Below are 12,009 nucleotides of genomic sequence, written 5' to 3'. Positions count from 1 at the left end.
AAGTTATGGCTCCAACTAGTCTTTTAAATTCAAAAACCTATTTTAAATTTAAAAACACTTATCCACAAGATATAGAAATTAAATTTGAATTTAAAAAAATGAGAGATAAGAAAGGCAATATAACTTGTGGATAAATACTATCTTATTCACATAAAAAATATGGATAACTTTGCAGTTATCCACACGATTGATCAAGGTTTAAGCAAGATTTAAAACAACACTATTCAAATATTTTTAAAAAATTTCGAATTAACTTGATAAATCATTGAAATTCTAGGATTTCAAAAATCTAAGTTCTAGAATTTTCCATTCATCCTCTAGCTTCCAGATCTCCTGAAGACGCTGTTTATTATTTTCCAGTCCAATCAAGATCCGGCATTCGGTCTGGTCTTCATTGTACTCGTATTCTTCATATTCTATGTCTGGCTTCAGCGGTTTCCATACACCGTTTTGTACCGCATGAGCGATCCGGTCATAACGCAGATAACTTCCTTCTACGCGGCCTTCCTGTTCAAAAACCACCTGAAAGTCCTGATGTTCATAGTGGCGCAGCATATCATAGTCGCCACTGTAGAATGCATTGGCCCAGATCTCACGTATTTCTTCAAGCTGGCTATCCATGGATAAACCTCTTTATAAATAAGACTTGATTCTACTGAACCAGGCTTTTTTGAAACCTAATATCAGCGGATCATTGGTCTAAAAACTGCTTAGATTAAAATTATTCTAAACAGTTCATCCGGCATTAATAGAAAATTTACGTAAAAAAAAGCGCCTTAAAAGGCGCTTTTTCGTTTCGATTTATTCCAATGGATCAGGTATCAATATCAGCATTCAAGGCATTTTCTTCAATGAAGGCACGACGCGGTTCCACATCATCCCCCATCAAACAAGAGAACATGCGGTCTGCTTCAATTGCATCCTGCACCGTCACTTGTAGCATGTTACGGTTTTCCGGATCCATCGTAGTTTCCCACAACTGGTCCGCGTTCATCTCACCCAGACCTTTATAACGCTGGATCATCATGCCGCGGCGAGAGTCTTGCAGAATGTGCTGCCAAACCTGATGGAAACTGCTGACCTGAATCTTGCGCTCACCTTTCTGTAAATAAGCACCCTCTTCAAGCAGCGTGAACCAGCTTTTCGAATTTTTCAGTAAACGTGCATATTCACTTGAGCTGAGCAGGCTAGCATCTAGCAGGTAATGATGCGGCAGGTTATGCACATAAATTGTAATCCGTGGTAACCAGCTTTCTACGATCTGGCCATCAACATCTTTTTCAAAACGTTCCAGACTCAATTCAGGACGTAAACTTGGCTGGATTTTTTCAATCGCTGCACGCAGGTCTTCACCCCAGGTTTCCACATAAGCTTTATCTTCCAGCTGATCCAGCTTGAATGCTTCCAGTGAAATCAACGCATCCAGCAAGCTTGCAGGATAACGTACAGTTAAACGTGCCAGACTCTTTTGTGAAGTTTGATAATCGGTAATCACATTGGCTAGAGCTTCACCACGAATCGCAGGGGCATCAGCACTGATATGCAGTTCCAGCTCATCAATCGCATTAGAAATCAGGTAAGTTTCCAGTGCATCATTGTCCTTGATGTACTGTTCCTGTTTGCCTTTTTTCAGCTTGTACAGCGGCGGCTGTGCAATATAGATATGACCACGTTCCACCAGTTCCGGCATTTGACGGAAGAAGAAAGTCAGCAACAACGTACGAATGTGTGAACCATCCACGTCAGCATCGGTCATGATGATGATTTTGTGATAACGCAGCTTGTCCGGGTTATATTCTTCACGACCAATCCCACAGCCGAGTGCCGTAATCAGCGTGCCCACTTCTGCAGAAGAAATCATACGGTCAAAGCGGGCACGTTCCACGTTCAGGATCTTACCTTTTAGCGGCAGAATTGCCTGCATCTTACGGTTACGGCCCTGTTTTGCAGAACCGCCCGCAGAGTCACCTTCGACCAGGTACAGTTCAGATAAAGCTGGATCTTTCTCTTGGCAATCCGCCAGTTTACCTGGAAGGCCGGCGATATCGAGTGCGCTCTTACGACGGGTCATTTCACGTGCTTTACGCGCTGCATCACGGGCACGCGCTGCGTCAATGATCTTGCCAGCGATTGATTTAGCCGCCTGTGGATTCTCCAACAGATATTCAGAGAATGCCTTGTTCATGGCCTGCTCAACGGCAGATTTCACTTCACTGGACACCAGTTTTTCTTTGGTTTGTGAAGAGAATTTCGGATCAGGCACTTTTACTGACACAATCGCAGTCAGGCCTTCACGCGCATCATCGCCTGAAACCACAACTTTTTCTTTTTTCAGGATATTTTCACTGTCCATGTAGTTATTTAAACCACGGGTCAGTGCTGCACGGAAACCGGCTAAGTGAGTACCGCCATCCTTTTGCGGGATGTTGTTGGTAAAGCAGCGTACATTTTCCTGATAAGAATCATTCCATTGCAGTGCAACTTCTACCCCAATGCCATTTTCTGCCTGAGTGGTGAAATGGAAAATATCATTCAGGTGGGTTTTACCCTGATTAATGTACTTAACAAACTCAGCCAAACCGCCTTCATAGTCAAAAATGTATTCGGCATTAATACGTTCGTCACGTAATACGATTCGTACACCTGCATTCAGGAAGGACAGTTCACGTAAACGACGTGCCAGAATGTCGACATTAAAAATGGTCTGGCTAAAGGTTTCCACACTTGGCCAGAAACGCACGCGAGTACCGGTCTTATCAGTCTCACCCACCACTTTTAACGGGAATTGTGGATCACCATGACGGTATTCCTGTTCATGGATTTTACCGGCACGATGAATGGTTAATTCCAGTTTTTCTGACAACGCATTTACTACGGATACACCTACACCGTGCAGACCGCCAGAGACTTTATAGCTGTTATCATCAAACTTACCACCAGCATGCAGAATGGTTAAAATTACTTCTGCAGCAGACACGCCTTCTTCAGGGTGAATGTCGGTCGGAATACCACGGCCATTGTCTGATACTGAAACTGATTCATCTTCATGAATAGTCACTAAAATTTCATCACAGTGACCTGCCAGCGCCTCATCAATCGAGTTATCTACGACCTCGAAGACCATATGGTGTAAGCCGGTACCATCGTCTGTATCACCAATGTACATGCCTGGACGCTTACGTACTGCGTCTAAACCACGTAATACCTTGATGCTAGAGGAATCATAAGCTTTTTCAGTGGTTTGTTCTGTTTGAGAAGCAGCTTGATCTTCTGAACTCATGGTTTCTCCCTAGTGAAAGATAGGTTTATCCAAAGATAGGTAAAAATTTAAAAACTATTGCACAACAACTTGAACTGTACCGTTTTCAACATTGAATAACTGATATGAGATAGACAGATCATGTAGGTGCTTTTGTACTGATTCATGATCTAAAGTGGTAATAAAAACTTGACTACCAAGCTGGCTCAATCGCTCAATTAAACGTTGTTGTGCGGTTAAATCTAATTCTGCTGTCACATCATCTAATAATACCACAGTTTCCTTATTACAAGAATGCAGCATTGCGATTTGCGACAGTTTAAGTGCCATCATTAAAAGCTTTTTTTGTCCGCGAGATAAGATCACATCGGCATCCCCCAAAGGGGTCTTGAGACGCAAATCTGCGCGATGTGGACCATATTCGGTATAGCGCCGTTCTACATCTTTGTCATGATGATTGGTTAGGTCATTCAGCAGGCCATGTTCACTGTGAAAGCCGGGACTGTATTCCAGAGAAATCTCCAGATCCGGTAATAGATGTTTGAGATCATCCTCAAAAAATGGCTTCCACTGTTCCATGATGCCGACACGTTGGGAGTGCAAAATCTCACCATATTCACTCAGCATCTGGTTCCACGCTTCCAGATCAGACAAACTTAGAAAACGTTTGGATTTAAGCAGACTGTTCCGCTGTTTTAGGGCTCGTGAATAATATTGCCAGGCATGATAAAACTCTGGTTCCACGTGGAACATTAACCAGTCCAATAGCTGACGACGTGGTTTGGCACCATGATCGATAATATCGGTACTCTGCGGATCAATCAGTTGTAAGGGTAACATCTTGGCAAGCTGGCCTTGGGTTGCAATCGCATCGCCATTGACCTTGATCAGCTGTTCCCCGCTGGTCATTTTTTGCATGCCGACTTTTTCAGTTTCCGATTGGGCGAACACAATCGCATCCGAGGCGCCATGCTGAATGTAATTTTTCGGGATATGGGTACGAAAGGAACGTCCTGTGGCCAGTAAATGAATAGCTTCCAGTACTGAAGTCTTGCCCGAACCATTCTGGCCATAAAAAACATTAAACGGTTGCAATCCCTGGAGTGCAACCGTTTTGAAGTTTCGTACACGTTCAATATGAAGACGCGTAATATGCATGGCGTTGGCTTAGCTCAGCTGTCGCTTAGACACGCATTGGCATCACGACATAGGTCTGATCGGTATGAGATGGATCCTGAACCAGCACAGACTGATTCGCTTCAGTCATGGTCATGGATACATCTTCACCGTCCAGTACACCTAGCACTTCAATCAGGTATTGCGCATTGAATGACATTTCCAGTGGTGCATCTGCATACTGGATCGCCAGATCTTCAATCGCCTCATCCTGTTCCGGGTTATTGGCACGAAGTTGTAATGAACCGGCATTAAAGTTCAGGAATACGCCACGCAGTTTTTCATTACTCAAAATAGCCACACGTTGTAAGGATTGCTTAAACACGTCATGCGCAATAATCACATTCTTGTCGCCACCACGTGGAATTACACGGCGGTAGTCCGGGAATTTACCGTCGATCAGTTTCGTGGTGAAACGAACTGTGATATCAGCCTGTTCTTTATCACGGCTGGCCATACGAATGGTTACATTCAATAATTCACGACCAATTAACAACGAGAGTTGTTCATCTTCAACGCTTAATAAACGTTGCAGTTCAGCGACTGCCTTACGTGGAACAATGGCTTGAATCGGTTGAGTTGCTGTCGATTGGGCTGCTGTTTCACACAATGCCAGACGATGACCATCTGTCGTTACCGCACGAAGCTGATTGGCGTCAATTTCAAGTAAAGTACCGGTCAGGTAGAAACGCACATCCTGCACTGCCATTGCGAAAGCCGTTTTTTCAAACAGACGCTTTAATTCGCGCTGAGTCACAGTCACTTGTGTACCTTGGGTATTTTCAGTATTCAGTAATGGATAGTCATCCGCAGGCAAAGTACCGAGCACAAAACGACTATTTCCAGATTTCAAGATACAACGCTGGTCATCAGTAATTTGCAGGTCGATCAGGGCTGCTGATGGCAAAGATTTACAGATATCAATCAGCTTACGTGCTGGAACAGTGGTTTCACCGGCTTGCAGGCATGCACCTTCAGCCAACTGTGTGCTGGCAACCAGTTCCACTTCCAGATCCGAACCGGTGACGGTCAAAGCTTCAGCAGTCACCTGGATTTTCAGGTTTGAAAGAATATTTAAGGTATGGCGACGTTCAACCGCTCCTACGACATGTGAGAGAACATTCAGTAAGCTTTCTTTCGCGATTTTTAAACGCACGGTACATTCCTCTAAAGCTGAAGATTAATAAGATAAAAGTTGAATTTTTAGCAGTTAACTATGCGGCAAAACAGGCCGCATAGCAAGAACAGAATTTGAGCGTTTTAGGTCAACTCTGCAACAGGCGTTGCAGGTTTTTATAGTCCTCATTGAAGATCGGATCTTCTTCACGCAAGCTCTGTACTTTTTCGCAGGCATGCATGACTGTACTGTGATCTCGACCACCAAAAGCCATACCAATTTCCGGGAAACTGTCTCCAGTCAGTTCACGTGCCAGACCCATTGCAAGCTGACGTGGACGCGCATAAATACGGGTACGTTTTGGACCTACCAGCTCTTTAAGTGGAATGCGAAAATACTCACTCACTACACGCTGGATATTTTCAGTGCTGATGGTACGGGCACGAATTGCGAGGACATCTTTCAAAGACTCACGTACCACATCCAGATCAATCGGCGTTCCTTTAAAACGCGAGATCGCCACCACTTTATTAAGCGCACCTTCCAGTTCACGGACGTTCGCTACTACTTGTTGGGCGATAAATAGCGCACAGTTACGTGGTAAATCTACACCGGTGTTTTCGGCTTTTTTCAGCAAGATTTCAATGCGAGTTTCAATATCGGGTGGTTCCACACCCACAGAAAGTCCCCAGGAAAAACGTGAAACCAGACGTGGATCCAGTTCTGTCAATTCTTTAGGGTAACGATCCGAGGTTAGGATAATTTGCTTCGATTCATCCAGCAACGCGTTAAAGGTATAGAAAAACTCAACCAGACTGGCTTCTTTACCTGCAAGCAAATGAATATCATCGACTAGCAAAAGATCCAGTGAACGGCAGTTTTTCTTAAACTCTTCAACCTTGCCCTGTTGTAGGGAACTGACAAAATCCTGCACAAAGCTTTCTGCAGTCATATACATCACGCGGGCATTGGGTTTTGCCTGTAATAATGCATTTCCGACGGCCTGCATCAAGTGGGTTTTACCCAGACCAGTCGGACCATATAAAAATAGCGGGTTATGCTGTGAAGCCCCAAGTTGGGTTAACACCTTACGGCAGGTTTCAGCCGCCATCTGGTTAGAACGGCCTTCAACAAATAACGAGAAGGTAAATAAAGGGTTCAGCTGACGTTTACGGCTATTTTTGCCTGAATCTTCTTTTTCTTTCTTAGGACGCGGCGCTGGCGCAACCACAGGCGCAGATTCCAAAGCCGCTGTTGTCGTCGCTGGCTGTTCACTGGCAGATAAAATTGCACCTGGACGCGAATCCACCAGAATTTCAACTTTACGTACGCGACCTTCAGACAGCTGTTCGGCCAAAATCGAAATCAGTTCCAGATGATGCTCTTGAATGTAGCGCGTCCAATACGGATTAGGTGCATAAAGACGCAGGGTATCGTCCAGCTCTTCTGCAACCAACGGGCGAATCCACATTGTAAAGACATTTCCAGAGAGCTCTTGTCGCAAGCGATTTAAGCAGTCTGTCCAAAGCATGTGAATCCCCTATTCATTCCATTGTTAATCAAAAAGGCTGACCGCGACCAAAGCGGGTCGCCATTCTAACCAAGTTATCCACATCTGTCATGGCAATTTCCACAGATTTTGCGCAAAAAGCAGTCATGGTGGATAAATTTAAATTTAAAAAGCTGGTGTGGATAAGTTTATCCGCAAGCTGTGGATAAAATATAACACAAAGTTATCCACAAAGTATAAAATTAATAAAAACAGTTTTATCCACAAACTAAGTTTTTGTTTATTTAATACAAAATTAGCTTTTCCACAGAAAAAGTCCACCCTAATAGTAATAAATTTAAATTTATAAATTTGAATTTATTTATAAGATTCGATTCTTTTGTGGATAACTGAGAAAAGTTTAAATTTAAATTCAAAACTCAGGAGTTAAATTTAGATTTCACATAAGTTGTGGATAACTATGTTGATATAAGTGTTAATAACTTATATTTAATTTTAAAACAAATAGTTATATTGTGGTTAACTTATATATAGGTATTTGAATACAATTTTTTTAATCCCTATTTACAATTTTGATTTCAGTCTTATTTGAAAAGAAAGTGGCTTTTGCATTGACAGCTCAAGCAATGAGCACTAAAATCGCGGACCTTTATAGAAAGATCATTTTTGGAGTTTCAATATGAAACGTACATTCCAACCATCTGAATTAAAGCGTAAACGCGTTCATGGTTTCCGTGCTCGTATGGCTACTAAAGCTGGTCGTCAAGTTCTAGCTCGCCGTCGTGCAAAAGGTCGTCACAGCTTAACTGTTTAATCAGTTAGGCTTTGCCGATTTTGGGTGTTATGACTACACTTTATAGTTTTGGTACAGAGCTTCGTTTACGCTGTGCTGCAGATTATAAAGGAGTCTTTGATGGTGCGCTTTTTAAAGTGCATCAACCCCATTTCCTTTTTCTTGCAAAACATTCCGAACTGCCAAACAGCCGTTTGGGTTTAGTTGTTGCCAAGAAAAAAGTGCGCCGTGCGCACGAACGAAATCGAGTAAAACGACTTGCTCGCGAAAGTTTTCGCCTGCATCAACAGCAACTAGATGATTTGGATATTGTGGTTATGCCTAAAGTAGGTATAGAAGCGGTACCGAACGCAGAGTTGCATCAGCAATTACAATTTGCCTGGCAGAAACTCAACCGTCTTGCCAAAAAGCATTCCAAAATAGCATCATCCTCCCCACAAAAGTAGAGATGGCCAATGGTACGTTTACTGCATTGGTTAATACGTTTCTATCAGATTGCGATTAGTCCTTTATTGGGACCACGCTGTCGTTATATTCCAACATGTTCTCAATATTCCTTGGAAGCAGTCCATACACATGGAGCTGTACGTGGTGTGTGGCTGGCTACTAAGCGTATTTGCCGTTGTCATCCGTGGGGTGGCTCTGGATATGATCCGGTTCCCCCGAAAGCGATTCGTTTTATTTCATTTCAGCAAATAGATTCTCAAACGCTTCACGTTGCTGTACCCTTTCGTGATCGTTTATTGAACCAAAATCACTCTAACCACTTGGGGTAATACATATGCAACAATGGGCCAGGATTGCAATTCTCGGAGCCATGTTTGTTGTCGCATATTTGCTCATTTTGGCGTGGCAAAAAGATTATGGCAATGCTGAAACCAAACCACAGCAAGAAGCTGCGGTTGTTTCACATGAAGTATCTGCAGATTTGCCAAATGCTCAGACGGCGACGACCGCCTCTGATCTGCCACAAGCAAATATGCCAGCGCAGCAAGCAACGGATGCCACCGCACCTGTAAGTCAGCAGCTTATTTCAGTACAAACTGACCTTTATCATCTTTGGATCAATCCTAAAGGTGGTGATATTGTTCGTGTTGAATTACTCAATCATGACAAGAATAAAGACAGCGATGAACCGTTCGTTATGCTGGAAAGCGATGCGAAACGGACTTATGTCGCCCAGTCGGGTCTGATCGGTCTGAATGGACCGGACAGCAGCCGTAATGGCCGTCCAACCTATGAGTTGGAAAAAACGGTTTATACACTGGCAGATGCCAAAGCCGCTAAAAATAAAGATGGCGAAACTGTCAAAGTACTTTCTGTACCTATGGTCTTTAAAACGGCTGATGGTGTAGAAGTCATTAAAACCTTCAACTTTACTGAAGGTGAATATCCGGTAGTTGTGAATCACAAAGTGGTCAACCGCAGCGGCCAGACCTGGCAAGGTCAGATGTTCGGTCAGATCAAACGTGACAATTCCGAAGATCCAGGTAAATCTGATCAGGGTATCTTCACACTGGGAACGTTCCTGGGCGGCGCTTGGGGTACACCGGATGAAAACTACAACAAGTTAAAATTTGACAACTTTGTTGAAGAAAAACTGAATACCGAAGCCAAAGGTGGCTGGGTTGCAATGGTTCAGCACTACTTCGTGAGTGCCTGGGTGCCAGGTAACCTGAAATTGACTCAAGCCAATGGTGAAGCCTACAGTGCGAAGCTGGAATCACGTAAATCAACTGATAACATGAATATCATTGGTTTTACTTCTCCAACTTTCAATGTGCCTGCAGGCACCGTAGCTGAAATCGATGCGACCTTCTACTCTGGTCCAAAAGTTCAATCGGAGCTGAAAGACCTAGCGACTGGTCTGAACCAGACTGTAGATTATGGCTGGTTATGGCCAATTGCCAAACTGCTGTTTGTTGGTCTTGAGTTCTTCCATGGTCTAGTGGGTAACTGGGGTTGGGCAATCATCCTGTTAACCGTACTGGTGAAACTGATCCTGTGGCCATTGTCGTCGAAGAGCTACCGCTCTATGGCGAAAATGCGTGTGATTGCACCTGAAATGCAACGCATGAAAGAAGAGTTCGGTGAAGACCGTATGCGCTTCTCTCAGGAAATGATGGCACTGTACAAACGTGAACAGGTGAATCCACTTGCTGGCTGTTTACCATTGTTACTGCAAATGCCAATTTTCCTGGCACTGTACTGGGTATTGATGGAATCTGTAGAACTGCGCCATGCACCATGGATGTTCTGGATCCAAGATTTATCTTCAATGGATCCTTGGTTCATCCTGCCATTGATCATGGGTGCGACCATGTATATTCAGCAGATGCTGAATCCGCAGCCAACTGATCCAATGCAGGCGAAAGTGTTCAAGATTATGCCAGTGATCTTTACAGTATTCTTGCTGTTCTTCCCGGCAGGTCTGGTGTTGTACTGGATTGTGAACAACTTGATCACAATCTTGCAGCAAACACTGATCAACAAGTCTGTTGCCAAAGACCGTGCTAAACGCGATGAGGCAACACCAGTCAACTAAGTTGTACTGATGGGCTGAATAAATCCGCTTAAGATGGTAATCTTGAGCGGATTTTTTTTGCTGTACTTTTAAGTTTTTCTAGGTGAATGTTATGCTCGACCGAACTACGATTGCTGCGATTGCAACTCCCCCAGGACGTGGCGGTGTAGGTGTCATTCGCCTGTCAGGTCCCAAGTCTTATGAAATTGCCCAGGCCTTGAGCCAAAAAGATTTGCCTAAAGCCCGTTTTGCCGGTTTTCGCCAGTTCTATGATGCAGCTGGTGAAGTGATGGACGAAGGTCTGGTGATCTGCTTCCCGAATCCGAATTCCTTTACTGGTGAAGATGTAGTAGAACTGCAAGGTCATGGTGGCCCGGTGATTCAGAATGCCCTGTTGGGCCGTTTGCTGGAACTGGGTGCCACTGCAGCCAGAGCCGGTGAATTTTCTATGCGTGCCTTTGAGAATGGCAAGCTGGATCTGGTGCAGGCGGAAGCGATTGCAGATCTGATTGATGCGACCTCCCAAGCGGCTGCCCGGTCTGCAGTCCGTTCTCTACAAGGGGCATTCTCGACTAAGGTCAATACGGTATTAGAACAGTTGATTCACTTGCGTTTGCATGTCGAAGCGGCGATCGATTTCCCGGAAGAAGAAATTGACTTCCTGGCGGATGGCAAGATTTTAAATCTGCTGGATGGCGTGGCGAATGCCGTCACTCAGGTTCAGCAATCTGCACGTCAGGGTCAGTTACTGCGTGAAGGCTTACAGGTAGTGATTGCCGGTAAACCGAATGCAGGTAAATCATCCCTGCTCAATGCCCTAGCAGGCAATGAACGTGCGATTGTGACCGATATTGCCGGAACAACCCGTGATGTGCTGCATGAAAAGATCACATTGAATGGCCTGCCGATTACCCTGACCGATACTGCTGGTCTGCGGGAAACCGGCGATATTGTGGAAAAAGAAGGTATTCGCCGTGCGATTAAAGAAATTGAACAGGCCGATCTGCTGTTGCTGGTTTATGACCTGAGCCAAGGTGATGACCCATTACAACTCGCTCAAGAATATTTTGCCGAGCATCTCGAGCCAAAACGTCTGATCCTGATTGGGAATAAAGCCGATTTGACCGGTGCCGATGCTGTCATGGGGGATTTTAAGGGCTTCCGTCACATTACCGTTTCAGCCAAGCAAGAAACTGGCGTCCAGTCGCTCATAGATGCGATTACGGCGCATGCAGGCTTCCAGCCTGAAGAAGATACCTTTATTGCCCGTACCCGTCATTTAGACGCAATGAAGCGCACTCAGATGTATTTGGCTGAAGCCCGTGAACAACTTGTTGTTTATAACGCAGGTGAACTGGTCGCAGAGTCTTTACGTCTGGCACAGAACGCACTGGGCGAGATTACCGGTGACTTTAGTGCGGATGATTTGCTGGGTAAGATCTTTGGATCGTTCTGTATTGGAAAATAATCCTTAAGTTATATAAAAAAGCCCTCAAATGTCACTGCTGTCCCACAATTTTTCACAAGAGGAAGCTCAAATGAGCTTCCTCTTGTTTTATGGGTATTTTATCGGGTGAAAATAAAGCTTTTAAAGTTCTTCTTTCAAACAAATTCACTTGAATTATTCTGA

The 12,009-nt window shown here is 44.2% G+C and carries 10 protein-coding genes; 5 read left to right on the top strand and 5 right to left on the bottom strand.

All coding sequences use genetic code 11. The features are described from left to right. Positions 1–273: 273 nt before the first annotated feature. The 5 genes from ACEWB7_RS12455 to dnaA form a co-directional block, all read right to left on the bottom strand. Entirely contained in the window at positions 274–621 is a 348-nt protein-coding gene (locus ACEWB7_RS12455; protein ID WP_166139280.1) for a hypothetical protein, read from the bottom strand. A 193-nt stretch (positions 622–814) separates the two neighbouring features. Further along, positions 815–3,280 carry a DNA topoisomerase (ATP-hydrolyzing) subunit B gene (gene gyrB / locus ACEWB7_RS12450; protein WP_411580875.1) on the bottom strand — a complete coding sequence of 822 codons (2,466 nt, stop codon included), beginning with the start codon at positions 3,278–3,280 and terminating at the stop codon, positions 815–817. Between the two features lie 54 nt (positions 3,281–3,334). Next, positions 3,335–4,417 carry a DNA replication/repair protein RecF gene (gene recF, locus ACEWB7_RS12445; protein ID WP_313660369.1) on the bottom strand — a complete coding sequence of 361 codons (1,083 nt, stop codon included), beginning with the start codon at positions 4,415–4,417 and terminating at the stop codon, positions 3,335–3,337. Between the two features lie 25 nt (positions 4,418–4,442). Next, positions 4,443–5,591 (bottom strand): DNA polymerase III subunit beta, encoded by a 1,149-nt coding sequence (gene dnaN / locus ACEWB7_RS12440; RefSeq protein ID WP_004780351.1) that lies wholly within the window; start codon positions 5,589–5,591, stop codon positions 4,443–4,445. Between the two features lie 109 nt (positions 5,592–5,700). After that, positions 5,701–7,083, bottom strand: a complete 1,383-nt coding sequence (gene dnaA, locus ACEWB7_RS12435; protein ID WP_004780349.1) for a chromosomal replication initiator protein DnaA — start codon at positions 7,081–7,083, stop codon at positions 5,701–5,703. A gap of 658 nt (positions 7,084–7,741) precedes the next feature. On the opposite strand from dnaA, the gene rpmH reads away from it, so the two are divergent. The 5 genes from rpmH to mnmE all read left to right on the top strand — a co-directional run bounded on the left by rpmH (position 7,742) and on the right by mnmE (position 11,847). Then, positions 7,742–7,876: a 50S ribosomal protein L34 gene (rpmH, locus tag ACEWB7_RS12430; RefSeq protein WP_000831329.1), complete on the top strand. Its 135-nt coding sequence runs from the start codon at positions 7,742–7,744 to the stop codon at positions 7,874–7,876. A gap of 29 nt (positions 7,877–7,905) precedes the next feature. Next, a complete protein-coding gene (gene rnpA, locus ACEWB7_RS12425) occupies positions 7,906–8,301 on the top strand; it encodes a ribonuclease P protein component (protein WP_034706193.1) in 396 nt (131 codons plus the stop codon). A gap of 9 nt (positions 8,302–8,310) precedes the next feature. Next, complete coding sequence (gene yidD / locus ACEWB7_RS12420) at positions 8,311–8,631, top strand: membrane protein insertion efficiency factor YidD (RefSeq protein ID WP_005233127.1); 321 nt, start codon at positions 8,311–8,313, stop codon at positions 8,629–8,631. Between the two features lie 5 nt (positions 8,632–8,636). After that, complete coding sequence (yidC, locus tag ACEWB7_RS12415; protein WP_180018422.1) at positions 8,637–10,400, top strand: membrane protein insertase YidC; 1,764 nt, start codon at positions 8,637–8,639, stop codon at positions 10,398–10,400. Positions 10,401–10,491: 91 nt separating this feature from the next. Continuing rightward, a complete protein-coding gene (mnmE, locus tag ACEWB7_RS12410) occupies positions 10,492–11,847 on the top strand; it encodes a tRNA uridine-5-carboxymethylaminomethyl(34) synthesis GTPase MnmE (RefSeq protein WP_313660370.1) in 1,356 nt (451 codons plus the stop codon). The last annotated feature ends 162 nt before the right edge of the window (positions 11,848–12,009 follow it).

It is taken from the genome of Acinetobacter sp. NIOH-H-8, assembly GCF_046635365.1.
Taxonomy (GTDB): domain Bacteria; phylum Pseudomonadota; class Gammaproteobacteria; order Pseudomonadales; family Moraxellaceae; genus Acinetobacter.
The sequence above is the reverse complement of the archived record's forward strand: the minus strand, read 5'-3'. Positions and strand labels throughout refer to the sequence as shown.